General features: G+C 64.2%; 18 protein-coding genes. 9 read left to right on the forward strand and 9 right to left on the reverse strand.

Annotated features, from left to right (window positions below; translation table 11 throughout):
- Positions 1-4 precede the first annotated feature (4 nt).
- On the reverse strand, positions 5-667 hold the full coding sequence (locus AC1DR1_RS05375; protein ID WP_229992111.1) for a plasmid pRiA4b ORF-3 family protein: 663 nt from the start codon (positions 665-667) through the stop codon (positions 5-7).
- Positions 668-1,121: 454 nt separating this feature from the next.
- Between AC1DR1_RS05375 and AC1DR1_RS05380 the strand changes: the two genes are divergently transcribed.
- Positions 1,122-1,559 carry a GH32 C-terminal domain-containing protein gene (locus tag AC1DR1_RS05380; RefSeq protein WP_476992282.1) on the forward strand — a complete coding sequence of 146 codons (438 nt, stop codon included), beginning with the start codon at positions 1,122-1,124 and terminating at the stop codon, positions 1,557-1,559.
- Between the two features lie 136 nt (positions 1,560-1,695).
- Here the strand turns inward: AC1DR1_RS05380 and AC1DR1_RS05385 are convergent, their stop codons facing one another.
- A complete protein-coding gene (locus tag AC1DR1_RS05385; protein WP_476992283.1) occupies positions 1,696-1,917 on the reverse strand; it encodes a hypothetical protein in 222 nt (73 codons plus the stop codon).
- Positions 1,918-2,076: 159 nt separating this feature from the next.
- Here AC1DR1_RS05385 and AC1DR1_RS05390 point away from each other — a divergent pair, with 159 nt between their 5' ends.
- The 5 genes from AC1DR1_RS05390 to AC1DR1_RS05410 are packed head-to-tail and all read left to right on the forward strand — an operon-like array spanning position 2,077 to position 7,830.
- A complete protein-coding gene (locus AC1DR1_RS05390) occupies positions 2,077-3,513 on the forward strand; it encodes a glycoside hydrolase family protein (RefSeq protein WP_229992088.1) in 1,437 nt (478 codons plus the stop codon).
- Between the two features lie 39 nt (positions 3,514-3,552).
- The gene (locus tag AC1DR1_RS05395) at positions 3,553-4,884 is read left to right on the forward strand and encodes an ABC transporter substrate-binding protein (protein WP_229992089.1); all 1,332 of its coding nucleotides are present in this window, start codon (positions 3,553-3,555) and stop codon (positions 4,882-4,884) included.
- Positions 4,885-4,928: 44 nt separating this feature from the next.
- On the forward strand, positions 4,929-5,810 hold the full coding sequence (locus AC1DR1_RS05400; protein WP_229992090.1) for a carbohydrate ABC transporter permease: 882 nt from the start codon (positions 4,929-4,931) through the stop codon (positions 5,808-5,810).
- The gene (locus AC1DR1_RS05405; RefSeq protein ID WP_229992091.1) at positions 5,807-6,712 is read left to right on the forward strand and encodes a carbohydrate ABC transporter permease; all 906 of its coding nucleotides are present in this window, start codon (positions 5,807-5,809) and stop codon (positions 6,710-6,712) included. The genes AC1DR1_RS05400 and AC1DR1_RS05405 overlap by 4 nt, the downstream gene beginning before the upstream one ends.
- A gap of 38 nt (positions 6,713-6,750) precedes the next feature.
- A complete protein-coding gene (locus AC1DR1_RS05410; protein ID WP_476992284.1) occupies positions 6,751-7,830 on the forward strand; it encodes a LacI family DNA-binding transcriptional regulator in 1,080 nt (359 codons plus the stop codon).
- A gap of 66 nt (positions 7,831-7,896) precedes the next feature.
- On the opposite strand, the gene AC1DR1_RS05415 is transcribed toward AC1DR1_RS05410, so the two are convergent.
- From AC1DR1_RS05415 to AC1DR1_RS05440, 6 genes are all read right to left on the reverse strand, one after another.
- Positions 7,897-8,779 (reverse strand): IS5 family transposase gene (locus tag AC1DR1_RS05415; RefSeq protein ID WP_229992093.1). Its coding sequence is split into 2 segments (ribosomal slippage): positions 7,897-8,418 and positions 8,420-8,779, totalling 882 coding nucleotides; the frame shifts between segments, so codons are not numbered across the junction.
- 45 nt (positions 8,780-8,824) lie between these two features.
- Positions 8,825-9,190 (reverse strand): VOC family protein, encoded by a 366-nt coding sequence (locus tag AC1DR1_RS05420; RefSeq protein WP_476992285.1) that lies wholly within the window; start codon positions 9,188-9,190, stop codon positions 8,825-8,827.
- A gap of 417 nt (positions 9,191-9,607) precedes the next feature.
- Entirely contained in the window at positions 9,608-10,411 is an 804-nt protein-coding gene (locus tag AC1DR1_RS05425) for a putative hydro-lyase (RefSeq protein WP_476967065.1), read from the reverse strand.
- The gene (locus AC1DR1_RS05430) at positions 10,408-11,763 is read right to left on the reverse strand and encodes an MFS transporter (protein ID WP_229992096.1); all 1,356 of its coding nucleotides are present in this window, start codon (positions 11,761-11,763) and stop codon (positions 10,408-10,410) included. Before AC1DR1_RS05430 ends, AC1DR1_RS05425 begins: the two co-directional genes overlap by 4 nt.
- A gap of 630 nt (positions 11,764-12,393) precedes the next feature.
- Complete coding sequence (locus AC1DR1_RS05435) at positions 12,394-14,421, reverse strand: ABC transporter ATP-binding protein (protein ID WP_476992286.1); 2,028 nt, start codon at positions 14,419-14,421, stop codon at positions 12,394-12,396.
- Positions 14,418-16,160 (reverse strand): ABC transporter ATP-binding protein, encoded by a 1,743-nt coding sequence (locus AC1DR1_RS05440; protein ID WP_476992287.1) that lies wholly within the window; start codon positions 16,158-16,160, stop codon positions 14,418-14,420. The genes AC1DR1_RS05435 and AC1DR1_RS05440 overlap by 4 nt, the downstream gene beginning before the upstream one ends.
- Positions 16,161-16,367: 207 nt before the next feature.
- Here AC1DR1_RS05440 and AC1DR1_RS05445 point away from each other — a divergent pair, with 207 nt between their 5' ends.
- From AC1DR1_RS05445 to AC1DR1_RS05455, 3 genes are all read left to right on the forward strand, one after another.
- Positions 16,368-16,748: a VOC family protein gene (locus tag AC1DR1_RS05445; RefSeq protein WP_364744303.1), complete on the forward strand. Its 381-nt coding sequence runs from the start codon at positions 16,368-16,370 to the stop codon at positions 16,746-16,748.
- Between the two features lie 43 nt (positions 16,749-16,791).
- Positions 16,792-17,529, forward strand: coding sequence for a VOC family protein (locus AC1DR1_RS05450; RefSeq protein WP_476992288.1), 738 nt, complete (start codon positions 16,792-16,794; stop codon positions 17,527-17,529).
- A 240-nt stretch (positions 17,530-17,769) separates the two neighbouring features.
- Positions 17,770-18,222, forward strand: a complete 453-nt coding sequence (locus AC1DR1_RS05455; RefSeq protein WP_229992100.1) for a universal stress protein — start codon at positions 17,770-17,772, stop codon at positions 18,220-18,222.
- 18 nt (positions 18,223-18,240) lie between these two features.
- Here AC1DR1_RS05455 and ppsA read toward each other — a convergent pair whose 3' ends face one another.
- Complete coding sequence (ppsA, locus tag AC1DR1_RS05460; RefSeq protein ID WP_476992329.1) at positions 18,241-20,622, reverse strand: phosphoenolpyruvate synthase; 2,382 nt, start codon at positions 20,620-20,622, stop codon at positions 18,241-18,243.
- Positions 20,623-20,857: the final 235 nt, after the last annotated feature.

Below are 20,857 nucleotides of genomic sequence, written 5' to 3' on the forward strand. Positions count from 1 at the left end.
GGACCTACTCAGGGGGTGCGGCTGCCATGGCTGCAAAACGGCTGGCGATGTCCCGGTTGACGTCCGCGATACTCAGGGAATCCGGGTCGAAGGGCCCGTCAGTGCCCGCCATTTCCGCGGCCCAGGCCGAGTACTCGGCGTGATCCGGGCGCGTCCGGTCGGCCAGGGCATCCAGAATCTCCTCATAACCGGGAAAACCGCCGCAGTCCTCCAACGGGCCGCGCCGGGCACCGTCAATCAGTTGCGCCGGCGGGGCGTCCCGGTCAGCCGGCCGGCGGGAAACCAGTTCGATCCGGTGGAGCCAGCTGTCGCCAAAGTCGTACTCATAGAAGGCCTCCCCCGATCCACGCGCAAGAAGCTGATCCAGCGAACAGCCGTCCTCGTCCAGGTCGGTCTCTTCCTCGCACCACTGTGCCGGGAGCCACTGCAGGGACTCGGGAACTTCGCCGTTGACCGGCCGCAGCGGCGCGAAAGGATCGCTGTCGACAAACCGATGCAGATGAGCATCTTCCCAGCCAAACGCCACCTGCAGCACCTCGTGAACCAGCCCCAGCGGCATGGAGCCCAGAACCTCCAACCGACGCCAGATCTCCGGGTCACTGTCAACCAGGCCCACGCGCAGCTCCAGGACCCAGTCCGGCCCGGCCAGGTTCTCGATTCCCCTCATGCTCACTGGATAATCCTCGCAGATCCGCGCTCCCTCAACGAGGAGAGGCCACGATGAGCTGCGTCTGCGATCGGTCGTATATGTGCCGTGCCCGCGTGTCCGGGACGTAGGCCGCGCGCCGTGCTCATAGGGTCAAGGCATGCCAAGGAAAGGAGAAGCGAAAGGAACAGATGATGCTCAATACATTGCAGGTCAAACATCGATCGATGACGTCCTCACGGGGCAATACGATCTGATTCCCCAGCTTCCGCTGCATTGGGCCGCCTTCGTGGCCGGTCCCCCGGGTACGCGCCGCGTTGCCGTCGCCGACGCAACCGGCTTGAAGGCGACAAATCCGGGCACAACCAGTGCTTTTCGAAAGCCGCAGCCCTGCCAGTCCAGCTTTATCTTCGCCAGCTATCCTCGGGCTCCGAGTTCATGAATTCTTCCGTAGAGCGTCGCCCGTGACCTTCCCATGTCCCTGGCTGCGTGGCCGGTTCGCCTCTGCCGACAAGCCGGCGAGCCTCGACGAAACGTCGGTTATCGGCTAAATGTTTCACCTCGACGCGGGAGTAGGCTCCCATGGCAATTCCAGGCCGCGCGTCCAACGCGCCTCGGTGCTGCGCTGCGCCTCGGCGTACTAACTTCCGCGGACGACAACGAGGAAACGGTCATTGAACTTGGCCGCACGCTTGAAGGCCCCGGAACCGCTGGCCATGGCACCCTTCGTCTCGACCAAACCCGCAGCAGCCTCGACCCCACCGTGGATATGGAGGACAAACTGGGCCCCGTCCGCATGCCCGACGGCCGGGTGCACCTGCGCGTCCTTTTGGATCGATCCGCCGTCGAGATTTTCGCCAACGGCAAGCCGCTCACGGCCCGCGTGTACCCGACCCTGGGGGTCAGCGCGTGAGTCTCGCGGCCGCCGAAGGTGCCGTGCGGCTGCTCTCCCCCGATGCCTGGACCTAGGCTGAGATCTTTGAAGGTGCCGGCCCCTTTTCCCCTAACCCAAGATCCGGCCCTCTCTTATTTTTCGGGCCTGGCTTGTTTCAGCGTTCTTGTTCGATAAGCCGGACGATCATGGCCTCGAACTCAACGAGCTTCCGGGTTCCGCTGCCGCTGTCCAGGATCCAGAACATGCCCATAGACGGCACTGTCTGAAGCACCTTGCCGCGGTGGTAGCGTCGTCCGTCGTGCCAGGCTTCAATTGCATCGCCCGCGGTGAGATCCCTCAGATCTCGCACGATGCCGGCTGCTTGTTCTTCCGTCATGACCCCTCATTCCCCTGCCAGCAGGGCCAACCCCCACCAATTCAGAGTAGGGGCCGAAGATTGCGTCCACGTTAAATTGCTAAAACGCTTGATCAAAGTCTTGCATCAGGCTATCTTTGATTTTGATCAAACGCTTAAGCAGAATGGACATCAGCGCCGATGAAACGCTCAGTATTCTTCCAGCCCGCCGACGGTTGGGTCGGAGATCTCATCCCCTTCGAGAAGGACGGCGAGTTCTGGCTCTTCTACCTTCACGAGGTCCGCACCGACCCCAAGCCCGGGACGTCCTGGAACCTGGTCACCACCAAAGACCTCACCCAGTTCGAAGACCAGGGCGTTTCCCTCCAGCACGGAAGTGAAACCGACCTGGACTTCAACGCGTACACGGGAAGCATCGTGTGCGACGAGTCAGGCATCCACCACCTGTTCTATACGGGGCAGAACCCCCGGAACCTCGGCTCCGACGGAGCGCCGCTGCAGCTCGTCATGCACGCCACGAGCACGGACGGCATGACGACCTGGGTCAAGCACCCGGAACTGACGTTCGGCGCCCCGGCCGGCTACGAGTCAGGCGACTGGCGCGACCCTTTCGTTTTCCGGGACGAGGCCGCAGGCCAGTGGCGGATGCTGCTGGCGGCACGGCACTCCGACGGGCCGGAACGCCGCCGCGGGGTCATAGCCCAGTGCGTGTCCAGTGACCTGATGACCTGGCAGCACACCGAGCCGTTCTGGGATCCGCGCCGCTACATCACCCATGAATGCCCGGACGTCTTCTCCTGGGGCGACTGGTGGTACATGGTCTACTCAGAGTTCTCCGAGTCGTTCACAACCCGCTACCGGATGGCCAAAAGCCCCGACGGCCCCTGGACGGTGCCGGACCTGGACAGCATCGACGGGCGCGCCTTTTATGCCTCCAAGACGGCCGAACGGGACGGGCGCCGCTTCTTCTTCGGCTGGATCGCCAGCAAGGAAGACAACTCCGACGACGGCGCATGGCAGTGGGCGGGCACCATGTCCGTCCTGGAAGCACACCGGAACCCCGACGGCACCCTGGCGTTCTCCTTCGCCGACGAACTGGTGGAGAGCTTCTGGGACGAGGTTCCGGTGTCCTTCGACCGGGACCTTCCCGCGACGCTCACTGTTCCGGACGGCTTCGCAGCCGTTGTGTCCGAAGAGGTCCTGCCTCCGCAGTTCTACGCCAAGGCGGTTCTGCAGATCGCACCCGGCACCACAGAATGCGGCCTGCTGCTCCGCTCCAGTGCCGACGGAGACCGGTCCTACGTTCTCCGTTTGGAACCAAAGCGCGGCCGCATGGTGTTTGACCGGTGGCCCCGGGAAATCACCGGCGATGCACAATGGCATGTCTCGGGCGACGTTCCGTACGACATCGAGTTGGAACGCCCCTGTGACCTCAGCCCCGGCGAACACGTACTCGAAGTGGTCGTGGACGGAGACCTCTGTGTCGCCGTCCTGGACCGGCAGGTGTCCCTCAGCACGAGGCTCTATGACCTGTCCGAGGGCCGGATCGGCATCTTCGCCGGAGAAGGATCCGTCACCATCACCGAACTTGAAACACGCCAGCGCACCGATATCTAACTCGACCCATCCTCACTCCAATCAAGGGAGATTGCCGTAATGATAAAACTTTTCCGAACTGCCGCAGTGGCAGCCGTCACCGCCCTGGCTTTGGCAGCATGCGGCGGAGGGGCCAGTAACCCCTCCAACGTGAGCCCCACCGGGGAAATCAAGCCCCGCGAAATTTCGTGGCTGTTGTCCCGGCCGGCCGACGGCGCCGTCATCAACATCATGAAGAAGCTCGCGGACGACTACGCCAAGGACCACCCGGGTTTCTCGCTGAACCTGATCACCACCCCCGACAGGCCCTCATACATCCAGAAACTTGAGACCCTCGCCGCCGCGAACAAGCTTCCGGAACTCTTCGACACTGACGCCACACCGTTCGCCCAGCAGCTGGCGAAACAGGGCAAGATGGTCGACGCCGAGAAGCTGCTCAAAGACTTAGGCGTCTACGACAACTACCGGCCCAGCGCACTTGATTACCAGCGGTTCGACGACGGGTCGCTGAACATGATTCCGTTCCAGTTCGAGCTGGAGTTCATCTGGTACAACAAAGCCCTGCTGCAGAAGGCCGGAGTGTCCGTCCCGAAGTCCCTCGATGACCTCCCCGCCATGTGTACCGCCCTGCGCAAGGCCGGCATCACCCCCATCGCCATCGACGGCCAGGACCAGTGGCCCCTCGAACGGTATGTCGCCTACCAGCCGTTCAGGGAAGCCGGTCCGGACTTCATCCAGAAGCTAAAGAAGGGCGAAGCCAAGTTCTCCGACCCCGCAGGCCAGAAGTCCGTTCAGTGGATGGAAGCGCTCGGCAAGGCCAAGTGCTTCCAGGACGGCTTTTCCTCCCAGGGATACTCTGATGCCCAGAACCAGTTCACCTCCGGCCAGGCCGCCATGTACAACATCGGCACTTGGGAACTGCCCAGCCTGGCAACCGACAAACTGAATCCGGCAGTCCGCGATAACACCGACTTCTTCACCCTCCCGACGACCCAGGGATCCGTCACGGCGGCCAACGAGTACGTCTCCCCGTCCGGCATCGGCATGGCGGTCAACACCAAGACCTACGACCCGCTCGTGAGCGACTTCCTGAAGTTCGCCCTGGTGAAGTACCCTTCCGAATACGCAGCCACAGGAGCGCTCTCACCGACGACCAATGTGGAAACCGCCGTACCGGCCAACGCAACACCCCTGTACAAGAAGGCCCTTGAGAAGGCGAACGACCTCGGGAACGAACAGGCCATGCCGTGGGACACCCAGCTCGACCCGACCACCAACGGTCGGCTGCAGCAGGAACTCGTGCTCCTCGTCCAGGGCAACATCACGCCCGAACAGTTCACCAGCACGATGGACAACGCCGTCGCGCAAAACGCCCCGAAGTTCTTCAAGTAACCGCTGCGGTGGGGGGCTCCGGTCCCCACCCGAAAGGCCTCATCATGCTTCCCAACAGGTCACGACTATCAGTCCTGGTCTTCCTCCTTCCGCCGCTGCTGCTCTACGGCGCTGCCGTACTGTTCCCGATTCTCCAGTCCCTGGTCCTGAGCTTCTTCTCATGGAACGGGATCAGCGACATGGAATTCGTGGGACTGGCAAACTACGTGCGGATGTTCACCGGCGACGACATCTTCTGGCGCTCCTTCTTCAACGCTCTCGGCTATCTGGCCATCTGCCTGGTCTTGCAGCTTGGCGGCGCCCTGCTGGTCGCCAGCCTCCTCACCTCGCTGAGCCGGGGCCGGGAACTGATAAAAACCCTCTACCTGCTGCCGGCAGTGATCTCGACGGTGGCCATCGCGTTCCTCTTCGTGCGTATCTACTCGATCGACCCGGTGGGCCTGCTCAACCAGGTCCTGCAGTGGATTGGCCTCGGCGCCCTCGAACGCCCCTGGCTCTCGGACATCAACACCGTCCTGGCCGCAGTGTCGGTGCCGGAAGGATGGCGGTTCACGGGCTTGTACATGCTCATCCTCTACGCGGCGTTGCTCTCCGTTCCACTGGAACTGGAGGAAGCAGCACGCCTCGACGGAGCTTCGCGGTGGCAACTGTTCACCAAGATCCGTTTCCCCCACATCCGGCCCGTCTGGATCACCACCACCATCATGGCTACGACCTACGGCCTGCGCGGATTCGACATCCCCTACCTGATGACCAACGGCGGGCCCGGACAGTCCTCGGAGCTCCTGACCACCTACATGTACAAGACGGCATTCACGAGCACCGACTTCGGCTACGCCAGCACCATCTCCGTGTTCATCGTCGTCGAATGCCTGGCCGCCGTCGGGCTCATCCTCTTCATGCTCAAACGAAAGGCGGACGCATGACCGCGCAAGCAGCCCCGATTACAAGACCTGTCATGACTTCACCGGACAGCCCGCCTCCGCTGCGCAGACGGCGCAAGCCCAGTCTCTACGGCACGTTGTCAAAGGTGCTGATCGCCCTCATCGTCATCGTGCAGGTCTACCCCCTCGCATGGCTTTTCATCACCAGCCTTCGCACCGAACAGGACTTCGCGACGGGCGACCCGTTTGCACTGCCGAAGTCCCTTACCTGGGATAACTACGCCCGCGCCTTCGAAACCGGCAACCTCGGGATGAACATCCTCAACAGCTTCATCGTCACCATGGGAGCCAACCTCCTGATCGTGCTGCTGGGAATGATGGCAGCCTATGCACTCCAGGTCCTCGGCTTCCGCTTCAGCAAGGTCGTCCGCGGCCTGTTCTTGATCGGCATCATCGTGCCCGTGCAGATCGCTCTCGTGCCGCTGTTCATCGACTACTCGACGATCAACCTGCTCGACACCTACCCGTCGATGATCATTCCCCTGGCCGGCTTTGCCCTTCCGATGTCGATCTACCTGTTCTCCTCATTCTTTAACTACATCCCCCGGGAAACGTACGAGGCGGCCTCACTTGACGGAGCGGGGCCCTACCGCATCTTCGGGCTCATCACCCTGCCCCTGTCGGTCAACACCGTCGTGACCGTCGTGCTGGTCAACAGCATCTTCATCTGGAACGACTTCATCTTCGCCAACACCTTCGTCCTCTCTGAGGAACTCAAGACCATCCCGCTTGGCCTGCAGAACTACATCGGAGCCATGGGGAAGACCGACTGGACAGCCACGTTCGCCGCCGTCTGCGTCACCATCACCCCGCTGCTGCTGGTCTTCTTGGTGCTCAACAAGGCGATGATCCAGGGCCTGGAAAGCGGGGCGACCAAGGGATGACAGCAGCAACGGACGGATATACTCCTGAAGGAGGGCACATGATTTCAATGGAGAATAGTTCGGGCACGCCATCGGTTGAGGCTGCACCCCCGAAGCAGCCCACGCGCGCCCACCCCATCACCCTGCGTCAGGTCGCGGAAGCAGCCGGCGTCTCCACCGCCACCGTCTCGTTGGTCGTCAACATGAAAAAGGACGCCCGCATCTCTGCCGCCACCCGGAAACGGGTTCGGGACGCGATTCGGGACCTTGGCTACCGGCCCAATGCGATGGCCCAAACCCTGGTCAGCGGCAGCTCCCGGTTCATCGGCCTCGTAGCMGACTCCATCGCAACCACACCCTTCGCAGGCCAGATCATCCACGGGGCCCAGGATGAGGCCTGGAAACATGGATACGCCCTCCTGATCGCCAACACCGAAGGCAATAGCGAGCTTGAGACGGACGCGATCTCCATGATGCTCGAATACAAGGTCCGCGGCATCCTCTACTCGACCTGGTTCCACCGCGCCACCGACATACCGGTCTCTCTTCGCGAAGCGGACTTCGTCCTCGTCAACTGCTTCTCGACGGAACCGGGCGCACGGGCCGTGGTCCCCGATGAGGCACAAGGTGGCCGTTCAGCGACGGAAATCCTGCTGCGGCACGGCCACCGCCGGATTGCCTTCATCAACGCCACCATCCCCKCTCCTGCCAAGGACGGGCGCCTTCAGGGCTACAGGGATGCCCTGGAAGCGGCAGGGATCCCGTTCGACGAGGGCCTGGTCCTGGAAGCCTATCCCAACCAGGAAGGCGGATACGGGGCGACCGTGGAACTCCTCAAGCGCGGCGTCTCGGCCGTGTATTGCTACAACGACCGCATGGCGATGGGACTTTACGACGGGCTGCGCGAGCACGGCCTGTCCATCCCGGACGACATGGCCGTGGTGGGTTTCGACAACCAAGAAGTCATCGCCGCCCATCTCCGGCCCCCGCTTTCCACGGTGTCTCTCCCCCACTACGAACTGGGCGCAGCCGGAGTCCGGATGCTGCTGGGCCTTGACGAGGCACCGGACAATGCCGCCGCAAAAATTAACTGTCCCACAGTGGAGCGAACCTCCGTCCAGGCGCTGGCACCGGCATAGGCGGCCTGCGGATACCTGCGCAGCCCGCACTCCCCCCAGGAACACCCGGGGCTAGGGCGTGTCTCCTTATTGTCGTAGCCAGATGACGACGGCGTAGAGGACGACGCCTGCACGGTAGGTCAGCGCGAGTTTGTCGTAGCGGGTGGCGATGGCGCGCCATTGTTTGAAGAGGCTGAAGGATCTTTCGACAGTGTTGCGGCCTTTGTAGGTTTCGGCGTCGAAGTTCACGGGGCGCCCGCCGCGTGAACCACGGCGTTTCCGGTGTCCGATCTGGTCGGACGGTTCCGGGATGACGGCTTTGATGCCCCGACCGCGCAGTAGTGACCGGTTGGCCCTGGAGGAGTACGCCTTGTCGACCATCACGGCATCCGGCCGCGTTCTGGCCGGGCCCCCGCCGAGACGGGGCACCCGCACTGCCTCCATGACGACCGGGAACATCGGCGAGTCACCGCCCTGTCCGGGGCCCAGGATCATGGCTAGCGGCCTGCCTTTTCCGTCGCAGGCGTGATGGATCTTGGTGCTCAGCCCGCCGCGGGAGCGGCCGATGGCGTGGTCTGAGGGTTCAGCAAACAGTTTCTTGTATTTCGGGAGTTCCCCCTGTGCTGCGGGGAAGGTTCGTCCCGTGCTGGTGGGCCCGGTTGATGGTCGAATCCACCGAAACTGCCCAGTCGACCTGCCCGGTGGCGTCCGCCTCGGCCAGAAGCCTCGCGTGGATCCGGTCCCATGTCCCGTCGGAGGCGAAACGCCGGTGACGCTTCCATACCGTCTGCCAGGGACCAAACTCCGCAGGTAGGTCCCGCCATGCAATTCCGCACCGGTACCGGTAGATAATGCCTTCAATGACCTGGCGGTGGCCACGGAACGGGCGCCCCCGCTGTCCGTCCGAGCTGGGCAGCAACGGCTCGATCCGGGACCACTGCTCATCACTCAAAACAGATGTTCTCGACACCGTTTAAGCATTCCAGCCAGCAACCCCCTATTTAGGAGACACGCCCTAGTCCGCCGGCCGGGGAGGTTCGTGGAGTCCGAATGCCGAGCCTTGGTCGTCCTTGCAGAGCTTGAACCTGCCGTACTCCCCCGCACTGGTCTCATCCCCAAGCTCGGGTTCGTCGACTGAGCCGCCGAGCTCCCGAACCCGGTCCAGTGCGGCATCCATGTCGTCCACCCCGAAGAAGATGCACGGCACGGCGCCGGAGTCGCCGCCGTGCATCCCGCCGGAGAGCCCGGGCGTGCCGATCATGAATCCTCCGCCGGCGGAGGGCCCGGGCGTGAAGTCCCAGCCGAAGAGCGCCCCGTAGAACGCCTTGCCGCGCTGGGGATCTTTGACGCCGATTTCAAAGAACGCTGGCTCGCCGGACATGGCTCCTCCTGGTCTTGGGTGAGAACGCACCCACCCTAGGACCGAATGCCCGGGCACACAATGGTGCGGAGCTTTTGCAGCTGCTGGCGATTGTCGAATCAACGGCAAGCGGACGACGGCGGGGAGTCCCGCCGTCGTCCGCTTGCCGTTTGCTGCCCTACAGTCTGTGATGCTCCGGAGCTGCCCACCGGGGTTCTCCGGAATCGGCCTTGCTTGCCGGTTGGCCTGCATACGTCCAGACACATGGCCGGCCGGCATCGCTCGGGAGAAGCTGGCCTTCGTACAGCGAGATGCTCGCTCCCGCCGGACTCTGCCAGACTCCGGTCAGTTCGCAGTGGGTGCCGGTGGCTTGCCGCCGTGGCGCCGAGAGGTTGATGATCCTGCGTGCCCGTTTCTCGGCAACGGGAAGTCTCTTCTTCACAATGACGCTCCTGCCGGTTCCCGGTAGGTGCTTTCGGGAACATCAGTGATGAACATGTGTCCGGGGGCGTGGCTGATGGCGAAGGCGGGCCTGGATGCCATCACTGCGCTCTGCGGTGTCACGCCGCAGGCCCAGAAAACCGGCACTTCCCCCGGCCTGATCTCCACCGCATCGCCGAAGTCGGGGCGGTTGATGTCGGCAATGCCGAGGTCCCCGGGCGCCCCGACATGAACCGGGCTGCCGTGGACCTTGGGCACTTCCGACGTCACCCTGATTGCCGTTTCGACCAGCTCGGGCGGCATCGGGCGCATGGAAACCACCATCGGTCCGTGGATTCGTCCCGCAGGGATGCACGCGATGTTCGTGCGGTACATGGGGACGTTACGGCCCGTTTCGGTATGCCGGAGCGGGACGCCCTCGCTGGCGAGCGCGGCTTCGAAGGTGAAACTGCAGCCGATGAGGACGCCCACCATGTCATCACGCCAGACCGATGCGACGTCCGTGACTTCATCGGCAAGTTCGCCGTCCACCCACACCCGGTAGGCGGGGATGTCACTGCGGATGTCAGACCCTGCGGCGAGGGCGCTCTCGTACTGTCCCGCCGGGATGACGTCGATGACGGGGCAGGCCTTGGGGTTGAGCCGGCAGAACTCGATGAATTCGTCGGCGTAGTCGGCCGTCACCGCTATCAGGTTTGCCTGGGTGTAGCCGTCGCTCCATCCGGAGGTGGGGGTGACCAGGCCGTTGCGAAACTTCAGGCGCGCATCGGAGGGTGCCTGGAGTGCGTTGATCTGGTTCACCGGGTCTCCGCCAGCTCAGTTGAAGACTGCAGGTACTCCTGGTCCTCGGCAACGTTGGAGTCCCGTCCCAGGGCCAGGCCCACCAGGGTCAGGAGGCAGGCAACGCTGAGGTAGATGGCAACCGGAACCCAGCTGTTGAAGGTGCTCAGCAGGAGGGTGAACATGAACGGTGCGATGGCGCCACCGATGATTCCGGCGAAGGTGTAGGCCAGCGAACTGCCGGTGGAGCGGAGCCGCGGCGAGAACTGTTCAACAACGAAGGCCGCCTGGGGTCCGTACATAAACGAGTGGCAGAGCAGGCCCAGCACCGTTCCCACTATCAGCATGACCGGGGACCGACCTTCGAGGACGATGAAGAACAGGTACCCCCAGACGGCGGCGGCCACTGCGGCGATGGCGTAGACCAGCCGGCGGTTGATGCGGTCAGAGATGGCCCCGGCAAGCGGCATGGTGAAAATCTGGAGTGCCGAACCGATGAGGACGGCCACCAGCACTTGGCCGCGGTCGAAGCCAAGTTTCTGAATGCCGTAGGTGAGCATAAAGACGGTGCACATCGCGTAGATGACGTCCGGGCCGATGCGGCTGAGCATGGCCGCGATGAGGGGCCGGCGCTGGGTTGCCAGGACTTCGCGGATCGGGGACTTGGGCTTGTCTCCCCTGGCCTCCATGGCCTTGAAGATGGGGGTGTCCTCAAGCTTGAGCCGGATCCAGAGCCCGAAGGCCACCAGCAGTGCCGAGATCAGGAAGGCGATTCGCCAGCCGAAGTTCAGGAAATCCTCTTCGGACAAGGTCAAAGTCAGGACGGCAAGCGCGCCGTTGGCCATCAGGTTGCCGGCGGGCGGGCCGATCTGCGCGGCGGATGCCCAGAAACCGCGGCGGTTCGGGTCACCGAATTCACTGGAGAGCAGGACTGCCCCGCCCCACTCGCCGCCGACGCCGACACCCTGCGCGAAGCGGAGGAAGACCAGGATGGCGGGGGCGATGATGCCGATGGTGTCGTACGTGGGCAGCAGGCCGATGAGGAACGTGGCGACGCCGATCAGCATCAGCGTGATGACCAGGATCTTCTTGCGGCCGATCTCGTCCCCGAGCCGGCCGAAGATGATGCCACCGACGGGCCGGGAAATGTAGCCCACGGCGTAGGTGGAGAAGGCCAGCAGGGTGCCCGTGACAGGGTCCGAGGCCGGGAAGAAGACCAGCGGGAAAACGATCGCAGCCGCGGCGGAGTAGACGGCGAAGTCATAGAACTCCAGCGCGGTTCCGGTCAGGCTGGCCGCGAATGCCTTGTACATGCCCTTGCGCCCCACAAAGGGTTTCGGGTCAGCGGGGGCCATTACAGATGGAGTGGCCATTTGTACCTCCATGAAGAGTGTGGATGTCATCCGAGTGCGGGCGGATGGTGTTTGTGCGCCTTTTCTGTCCGGACCTGCGTCGTTGCAGGTGGGGACATCCGGGTGCGTGTGCGGCTACCGTGATGGGCTGCGGAAGTCGGGACTGCGATCAATTGTTGGATTGTTGAACAATCCGAACTTGTTGAACAATTTACGCGACGCAGATCACACCGTCAAGGGGTTGACGGTGATGCAGTCGTCGCGGCTCTTGCCGGATTTAAGGCGGGGAAGCGCTAGTTCGAAGCCTCGGGCCCCGACGCATGGACCGCCGTCTGGTGCTCTTCCGACCGCGCGAGGTAGTCGGTCAGGCAGTAGGCCGCGTGCAGGCGTCGTCCTCTACGCCGTCGTCATCTGGCTACGACAATAAGGAGACACGCCCTAGTCCTTGATTCACGCGTGATCCCGCCGGTTCTTGCCCCAAGGGAGAGCCGGCGGGGTCTTGTTTCCTCGACCACCGGAGGTGAGAAAGCATGACCTCGCCCCCTACTCCAGTACTCACATTCATCCCACCGATAGCGGATATGACGTAAAGTCGATCCGCGCAGAGACGAACTACCCGTCTCGAGGCCGACAGAAGAAATGTTCTGCGCCCTAAACCTCGGCCACAGGAGCCGCGAACTGCGCCGCGTACAGCGCCGCGTACGCCCCGCCCGCAGCCAACAATTGAGCGTGCGAGCCCTGCTCCACGATCTGCCCGGACTCCATCACCAGGATGAGGTCGGCGTCGCGGATGGTGGAGAGCCGGTGGGCAATGACAAACGAAGTCCGGTCGGATCTCAAAGCACTCATCGCCTTCTGCACCAGGACCTCGGTCCGGGTGTCCACCGAGCTCGTCGCCTCGTCCAGGATCAGCACGGACGGGCGGGCCAGGAACGCCCGGGCAATCGTGAGCAGCTGCTTCTCACCGGCGGAGACGTTGGAGCCCTCGTCGTCGAGCACGGTGTCGTAGCCCTCCGGCAGGGACCGGACGAAACGGTCCACATACGTCGCGCGGGCGGCCTCCAGGATCTCGTCCTCCGAAGCACCAGGCCGGCCGTATGCAATGTTGTCCCGGATGGTCCCGCCGAACAGCCAGGTGTCCTGCAGCACCATGCCCATCCGCGAGCGCAGCTCGTAGCGGGTCATCGCGGTGACGTCCACGCCGTCGAGCGTGATCCGCCCGGCGTCGAGCTCGTAGAAGCGCATCATCAGGTTCACCAGGGTGGTCTTGCCCGCGCCGGTGTGCCCCACAATGGCGACCGTCTGTCCCGGCTCGGCCACGAGACTCAGGTCTGAGATCAGCGGCTTGTCCGGGGAGTAGGAGAAGGAGACGTCCTCGAACACCAGCCGTCCGCGGCCCCCGTTCGGCGCCAGCGACGGAGAAGGATCCGCCGACTGCTCCTCGGTGTCCAGGAGCTCAAACACCCGCTCGGCCGAGGCCACCCCGGACTGCAGCAGGTTCGCCATGGAACCGAGCTGGGCCAGCGGCTGGGTGAACTGCCGCGAGTACTGGATGAAGGCCTGCACATCGCCCAGCTGCATCGCCCCCGAGGCCACCTGCAGCCCGCCCACCACGGCGATCCCCACGTAGACCAGGTTCCCGATGAATGTCATGGCCGGCATGATCAGCCCGGAAATGAACTGCGCGCCGAAGCTGGCCTGGTACAGCTCCACGTTCTTCTGCCGGAACCGCTCCTCCACCTCGCGCTGCCGGCCGAAGACCTTCACCAGGGCGTGCCCGGTGTAGGTCTCCTCGATCTGCCCGTTCAGCTCGCCGGTGTGTTTCCACTGCGACACGAACAGCTTCTGGGAGCGTTTGGCGATCACCGCCGTCGTCACCAGGGTCAGCGGAATGGTCACCAGCGCGATCAGCGCCAGCGTGGGCGAGAGCAGGATCATCATCACAAGCACCCCCACCACGGTCAGCACCGAGGTCACGGCCTGGCTGATGGACTGCTGCAGGCTTTGGGAGATGTTGTCGACGTCGTTGGTCACCCGGCTGAGCAGCTCGCCGCGCTGGATGGAATCGAAGTAGCGCAGCGGCAGCCCGTTGATCTTCGCCTCGATCCGTTCGCGCAGCCGGAACACCGTGCGCTGCACGACGCCGTTGAGGATGTACGCCTGCCACCAGCCGAACGCCGAGGCCAGCACGTACAGGGCAACCGCCCACAGCAGCACGGTGGCAAGTGCGGCGAAGTCGATCCCGGCGCCGGGCGTGAGCGTCATGGCGCTGAGCATGTCCGCCTGCTGGGTCTCCCCCGCGGCGCGCAGCTGCGCGATCACCTGGGCCTGGGTCTCCCCTGCCGGCAGCTGCTTGGACACGACGCCGGCGAAGATCAGGTTGGTGCCTTCGCCCAGCAGCCGGGGCCCGATCACCGAGAACGTCACGCTCACGACGGCGAGCAGCAGGACCAGCGTCAGCCACAGCCGTTCGGGCCGCAGCTCCCCCAGCAGGCGCCGGGCGGACGGCCCGAAGTTCATGGCCTTCTCCGCCGGGATGTTCATCCCGGCAAACGGGCCTCCGCGGCCGGGCCCACCCGCGGGGCGGGGAATCCGCAGCGGGGCCTGCGCGGCGGGCGCCCCGGAAACCCCGGGGGCGGCGGCGGGGACCGGCGTCGGCGCCTTGTCGGTGCGGCTCATGCCGCCTCCTCCGCCGCGAGCTGGGAGTTCACAATCTCTTGGTACGTCTCGGACGTCTCCAGCAGCTCCTCATGCGAACCGTGCGCGACGATCCTGCCGCGGTCCAGCACCAGGATCTGGTCCGCGTCCACAATGCTCGAGACCCGCTGGGCGATGATCACCAGCGTGGCCCCGGCAGTGTGCTGCTTGAGCGCCTGCCGCAGCCGGGCGTCCGTGGCCGTGTCCAGCGAGGAGAACGAGTCGTCAAAAATGTAGAGCTCGGGCCGTTTCACGAGCGCCCGGGCGATCGCGAGCCGCTGCCGCTGGCCGCCGGAGACGTTGGTGCCGCCCTGTGAGATCGGCGCGTCCAGCCCGCCTTCGAGCTCCTCCACAAAGTCCTGGGCCTGCGCAATGCTCAGGGCCCGCCAGAGCTCGGCCTCGGAGGCGTCGGGTTTGCCGTAGAGCAGGTTGCTGCGCACGGTGCCGGAGAACAGGAAGGGCTTCTGCGGGACCAGTCCGATGTGCCCCCACAGCAGGTCCGGGTGCAGCTCGCGCACGTCCACACCGTCGATCCGCACCGAGCCGGACGTCGCGTCGAACAGCCGCGGCATCAGGTTCACCAGGGTGGTCTTGCCGGAACCGGTGCTGCCGATGATCGCCGTCGTCTGCCCCGCGCGGGCGGTGAAGCTCACGTCCGAGAGCACCGGCTGCTCGGCCCCCGGGTAGGCGAACCCGACGTCGCGCATTTCCAGCTCACCGCGCGCCGCCCGCCCGGCCGCGCGCGAAACCGGACGCAACGGCGGCCGGACGCTGGACTCAGTCCCGAGCACCTCGCCGATCCGGTCCCCCGACACGGCCGCGCGCGGGATCATGATCGCCATGAACGTGGCCATCATGACGGACATCAGGATCTGCATGAGGTAGCTCAGGAACGCGATGAGTGTGCCCACCTGCATGGACCCGTCCTCAATCCGGAACGCGCCGAACCAGATCACGGCGGCGCTGGAGACGTTGAGCACCAGCATCACGGTGGGGAACGCGAGCGCCATGAGCCGGCCGGCGCGCAGCGCGGTGTCCGTGACGTCCTCGTTGGCGCGGGCAAAGCGCGCGGTCTCCACGTCCTCCCGGACGAAGGCCCGCACCACGCGGATGCCGGTGAGCTGTTCGCGCAGCACCCGGTTGACGGTGTCGATCCGGGTCTGCATGAGCCGGAACAGCGGGACCATCCGGATAATGATCGACCCCACCGCGATCAGGAGCACGGGCACACTGACGGCGATCAACCAGGAAAGCTGCAGGTCCTGCCGGATGGCCATGATCACCCCACCGATGCAGAGCATGGGCGCCGTGACCATTAGCGTTGCAGACATCAGGACCAGCTGCTGGACCTGCTGGACATCGTTGGTGGAGCGGGTGATCAGGCTGGGCGGGCCGAACCGGGTGACTTCCTGCTCGGAAAATTCGGCCACCCGGGTGAAGATTGCCCCGCGGACGTCCCGGCCCATCGCCATCGCGGCCTTCGCCCCGAAATACACGGCCACAACCGTGCAGACGATCTGCAGCAGGGTAACCAGGAGCATGAGGCCGCCGATGCGCAGGATGTACTCCGTGTTCCCCGTCGCCACGCCTTGATCGATGATGTCCGCATTCAGGGTGGGCAGGTACAGCGAGGCAATGGACGCCGCCAGCTGGAAGACGACGACGGCGAACAGCAGCCGCCGCTGCGGCCGCAGGTATTCGACGAGCAGTTTCCAGAGCATCCGGTCTCCACTTCACGCGTCACGGGCACTTGTGTGGGTCAGTCTACGTCCGGCTACCCGGAGATAGCTGGGTTCCTCTCAGGGCGAATCGCGGGTGGGCCTGCGGTTATGTTTTTGCTTGCCGGACGGGCTGTCTTGCCGGGCAGTGCTGGCTTGCCGGGCAGTGCTGGCTTGCCGGGCCGGTGGCCCGGGTGTAGCTTGAGGCGGATGCTGAGCATTGGCTCGATCGTGATCCGGGTGGACAACCTGGAACGCCAGATGAGTTTCTGGCAGGCTGCCCTGGGCTATGAGCCGCGGTACGCGCCCGACGGCGACTTCGTGATCCTGCAGCCGCCCGGCGGCGTGGGCACGTGCATCTCCCTGGACCGGGTCCCCGCGGCCGTCCAGGTCCCCCCGCGCCTGCATCTGGACCTGTACACGGACACCCAGGACGCCGAGGTGCAGCGGCTCCTGGCCCTGGGCGCCACCCGGGTCGAATGGAGCCAACGGCCGGCGGACGCCGACTACGTGATTCTTGCCGATCCGGAAGGCAACAGGTTCTGCGTGGTGGACACCGCCGGGACGGCCAATTCACCCGCGACCCCCTAGGGTGCCTCCCATATCGGGCATTGCCTGTATAGGATCGGGCGGTATGGCGCTGCGACTTGTTCAGGTGAATTTCAAGGCCCGCGATGACTCGGAACTCGGCCGGTTTTGGGCGGAGGCGCTCGGCTGGGGTGTATCCAGCGAGGGACCCGGTGTAACCAATGTTGAACCCGTGGGCTTTGACTGGCCGGACCCGGCCCCCGTCTGCGTCGACGTCGTCACCGTCCCGGACCCCGAGACGGTGAGATACCGCGCGCACCTCAATCTCGCCACCACCTCTGCGGCCCATCAGGCGGAACTGGTGACGCACCTGTTGGAGCTCGGTGCGACGCCTGCCGACGTGGGCCAGGGTGATGTGCCGTGGACGGTTCTGGCCGACCCTGAGGGCAACGTGTTCCGAGTGTTGGAGCCTCGATCGATTTACCGGGACACCGGGCCGATCGCCGCGGTGGTGGTCCGCTGTGCGGAACCGCGGGCCATGGCCCGGTTCTGGGGCGGGGCGATGGACTGGACCCTGCACGAGGTGACCGACGATCATGCGAGGCTGCGTTCGGCCAAGGGTGTCGGGCCGTATCTGGAGTTCCTGCGCACGCCCGCCGGGAAGACCGTGTATGGCCGTGTCCATCTCGACCTGATGCCGTACCCCGGTGATGATCAAGCGGCAGAGGTGGCCCGGCTGCGGGCTCTGGGCGCCACTGACGCCGACGTCGGCCAGGGCGATGTGCCATGGGTGTGCCTCGCCGACTCAGAGGGCAACGAGTTCTGCGTCCTCGCCCCGCGGTGACGCGGAGCCTGGTTCCTGCACGAGTCCAGGCGGTGCAGACGCGGAGGATGTAGACGGCGGGGTAGGTGATGGCGAGCTTGTCGCAGCGCCCTGGACCGCGTTCACGCGCCCGTCCACCGGGCCGGGCAGTTGACCCGGCCCGGCCTCCACCCCGACCACTCGCGACCTGAGTGAACCGGGGTGGACTCGCGATGACCTTCGACCCTAGACCCGCACGGATACCGGGTCCACGGTGTTTCCATGGAATCCACGGAACGCATCGTTGTCGGTATCGACGGCTCTGAATACTCGCCGGCGCCCTTGCGGCTTGCCGGGCGCTTTGCCGCGGCGTTGGGCGCACCCCTTGAGGTCATAACCTGCGTTGGTCTGTCCGATTATTACCTCCCGGCCCATCTCTCGCGTGTCAGTGATGAAGTGGCTACTCAGCTGGAAGAGGTCGCTGCACGCCTGGTGGATCAGGCCATTGACACCGCATTCGGTCAGGATCGTCCACCAAGGCTCTCCACGACGGTGAAGTTTGGAACACCAGCGAAGGTTTTGGTCGAGGAGAGCAAGGATGCGCAACTCCTGATCGTGGGCCGCCGGGGCCACGGCGGCTTCTTAAACCAGGTCATCGGCTCCGTGAGTAGCGCCTGTGCCGCGCACGCCTTTTGCCCGGTCGTTGTGGTGGGCCAAGAGTCCGGAGAGCGCTGAACTGGGGCGACCGTCCGGTTACGTCTGGGATTCTGCTTGGGCAACGATGTGAAGTGTGTGCAGGAAGCTATCGGGATTGAGGGACAGTGAGTCTATGCCTTCGCGAACGAGGAAGGCTGCAAAATCGGGGTGGTCGCTGGGACCTTGCCCGCAGATACCGATCTTGATGCCGGCCGCATGAGCTTTTCGGATTACGTCACTGATCATTGAGGTGACCGCTTCGTTGCGTTCGTCGAAGAGCCCGGCCAGGTCCTCCGCGTCCCGGTCAACACCCAGGATGAGTTGAGTCAGATCGTTGGAACCGATGGAGAACCCGTCGAACCGCCGGGCGAAGTCCTCGGCCAGAATGACGTTGGAGGGGATCTCGCACATCATGTAGATTTGCAGGCCGTTGTCTCCCCGCCTTAGACCATTGGCTGCCATGGTCTGCAGAACGAGGTCCGCTTCAGCGGGTGTGCGGCAGAACGGCACCATGATAATCACGTTGGTGAAGCCAATAGTTTCCCGCACGCGTTTCAGGGCCTTACATTCCAGCGAGAAGCCGTCTTTGTAGCGGTCATGGTAGTAGCGGGAGGCGCCCCGGAAGCCTAGCATCGGGTTTTCCTCCGGCCGTTCGAAGTACTCGCCGCCGATCAGGTGGGCGTACTCGTTGGACTTAAAATCACTCAACCGGACAATCACCGGCCCTGGATAGTAGGCAGCGGCTATCTTCGCGATGCCGAGAGCCAAGGTCTCCACGAAATACTCCTGCGGATTGCTGTGGTCTTTGGTGATTTCCTGGATCTGCCGGGTCACCTCTGGGTCCCGCACGCGCTCGGGGTGGACGAGGGCCATTGGGTGAATCCTGATCAGGCTGGCGATGATGAATTCCATACGTGCCAGGCCCACACCTTCTGCCGGCAGACGCCACCAACGGAAAGCTGCCGCCGGGCTGGCGACGTTGACCATCATGGAGGTCCTCGTCCGGGGCACGTCCCCCAGGTCGACGTCGACAGAATCAAATGCCAGGGCGCCCTCGTAGACGCGCCCTTCGTTACCCTCGGCGCAGGAAAGAGTCACTGTCTGGCCCTCCGTGAGGACCGCCGTTGCCTTGCCGGTGCCGACAACGGCCGGCACCCCCAGTTCCCTGCTCACAATTGCGGCATGACTGGTCGGGCCGCCGTGATCGGTGATGATGCCGGCAGCCCGCTTCATCACCGGCACCCAGTCGGGGTCGGTCATCTCCGTGACGAGCAGGGCTCCGTCACGGAAGGTCTCGATGTCCGCCGGATTCCGGATCACACAAACCTCACCGCGCGTAATCGAATCGCCGACGGCGGACCCCGTCAGGAGTATGTTGCCCTGCTGCAGAAGACGGTGAACCGTAAACCGGGTGCCGCTCTTTCGCGCCTGCACAGTTTCGGGGCGTGCCTGGACCATATAGATTTCCCCCGTTAAGCCGTCCTTGGCCCATTCCATATCCATCGGACAGGCGTAGTGGTTTTCGACGAGCAGTGCCCAGCGCGCAAGCAAGACGATCTCGGCGTCGGCGAGGACGAACGCCTGCCTTTCCTCCTCGGACGTATCGACAATCCGCGTGCGGCCGTTCGCATTCTGCCCGTACACCGATTTCTGTGCCTTGGTTCCGAGGATTTTTTCAATAATCGGGACAATGGCCGGTTCGGCGAGAAGGGGCTTGAAGACCACGTATTTGTCGGGGTCGACGCTTCCCTGAACCACGGTTTCGCCCAGGCCCCACGCCGCGCTGATCACGGCCGCCCGCGGAAAGCCGGACTCCGTGTCGATGGAGAACATGACTCCCGAGGCACCCACGTCAGATCGCACCATCAGTTGCACGCCAATGGACAGGGCCACGCTCAAGTGATCGAAATTTTTCAGTTCCCGATAACTGATGGCTCTGTCGGTGAACAGCGACGCGTAACAGCGGCGACACGCGTCGAGCAGTTCCGCCTCCCCCGCAACGTTGAGGAAGCTCTCCTGTTGGCCGGCGAAACTGGCGTCCGGCAAGTCTTCTGCCGTGGCACTACTACGAACGGCCACGGCTGGATCATCGAGCCCGGACCGTTTAGCCAGTGACCGGTAATGGCTCACGATCGCTTCGGCAATGTCGTCCGGGAATGAGCTGTTGAGGACCAAGGACCTGAGCGCCTCCCCTGTGTCGCGGAGCGATGCTTCACCGGCGCGAAACAGCTGGAGTCTTTGGTGCAGCGCCGAATCGATGCCATTCGCCTCCACGAACGCCCGGTATGCGGCGGCCGTTGTAGCAAAACCGGCAGGGACGCGCACGCCGCTGGTCATGAGTGACCGGGTCATCTCGCCCAGTGACGCGTTCTTCCCGCCGACTTCCGGAACGTCACCCATGCCGACGTCCTCAAACCAGACCACATGCCGTTCCAACATTTTGAAAGTTCCGCCCATCATGGTTCTTGCCAGCAAGAGTTGCCCGGGCGCCCGGCATTCAGCAGCCCCTCGCCCGTGCAACCATCGTTCGCCTCCCTCCGGGATGAACCTAGAGCCCAATGACCTTGGTGCGGTGAATCGGTGTATCGAGTCCGGATAGGGATCAAGCTTGGCCGCCTGCCGGCGCTGCTGGCTTCGAGGGTCCTTGGGCCCTGTTTGGCCACCGGGCGACGGC

The sequence above is a fragment of the Arthrobacter sp. P4_F10 genome, assembly GCF_056401435.1.

What these genes read in the sequence shown, in the direction of transcription:
- AC1DR1_RS05375 (WP_229992111.1), bottom strand. Translation starts at nt 667, where the DNA reads ATGAGGGGAATCGAGAACCTGGCCGGGCCGGACTGGGTCCTGGAGCTG.
- AC1DR1_RS05380 (WP_476992282.1), top strand. Translation starts at nt 1,122, where the DNA reads ATGTCCCTGGCTGCGTGGCCGGTTCGCCTCTGCCGACAAGCCGGCGAG.
- AC1DR1_RS05385 (WP_476992283.1), bottom strand. Translation starts at nt 1,917, where the DNA reads ATGACGGAAGAACAAGCAGCCGGCATCGTGCGAGATCTGAGGGATCTC.
- AC1DR1_RS05390 (WP_229992088.1), top strand. Translation starts at nt 2,077, where the DNA reads ATGAAACGCTCAGTATTCTTCCAGCCCGCCGACGGTTGGGTCGGAGAT.
- AC1DR1_RS05395 (WP_229992089.1), top strand. Translation starts at nt 3,553, where the DNA reads ATGATAAAACTTTTCCGAACTGCCGCAGTGGCAGCCGTCACCGCCCTG.
- AC1DR1_RS05400 (WP_229992090.1), top strand. Translation starts at nt 4,929, where the DNA reads ATGCTTCCCAACAGGTCACGACTATCAGTCCTGGTCTTCCTCCTTCCG.
- AC1DR1_RS05405 (WP_229992091.1), top strand. Translation starts at nt 5,807, where the DNA reads ATGACCGCGCAAGCAGCCCCGATTACAAGACCTGTCATGACTTCACCG.
- AC1DR1_RS05420 (WP_476992285.1), bottom strand. Translation starts at nt 9,190, where the DNA reads ATGTCCGGCGAGCCAGCGTTCTTTGAAATCGGCGTCAAAGATCCCCAG.
- AC1DR1_RS05430 (WP_229992096.1), bottom strand. Translation starts at nt 11,763, where the DNA reads ATGGCCACTCCATCTGTAATGGCCCCCGCTGACCCGAAACCCTTTGTG.
- AC1DR1_RS05435 (WP_476992286.1), bottom strand. Translation starts at nt 14,421, where the DNA reads ATGAGCCGCACCGACAAGGCGCCGACGCCGGTCCCCGCCGCCGCCCCC.
- AC1DR1_RS05440 (WP_476992287.1), bottom strand. Translation starts at nt 16,160, where the DNA reads ATGCTCTGGAAACTGCTCGTCGAATACCTGCGGCCGCAGCGGCGGCTG.
- AC1DR1_RS05445 (WP_364744303.1), top strand. Translation starts at nt 16,368, where the DNA reads ATGCTGAGCATTGGCTCGATCGTGATCCGGGTGGACAACCTGGAACGC.
- AC1DR1_RS05450 (WP_476992288.1), top strand. Translation starts at nt 16,792, where the DNA reads ATGGCGCTGCGACTTGTTCAGGTGAATTTCAAGGCCCGCGATGACTCG.
- AC1DR1_RS05455 (WP_229992100.1), top strand. Translation starts at nt 17,770, where the DNA reads ATGGAATCCACGGAACGCATCGTTGTCGGTATCGACGGCTCTGAATAC.
- ppsA (WP_476992329.1), bottom strand. Translation starts at nt 20,622, where the DNA reads ATGTTGGAACGGCATGTGGTCTGGTTTGAGGACGTCGGCATGGGTGAC.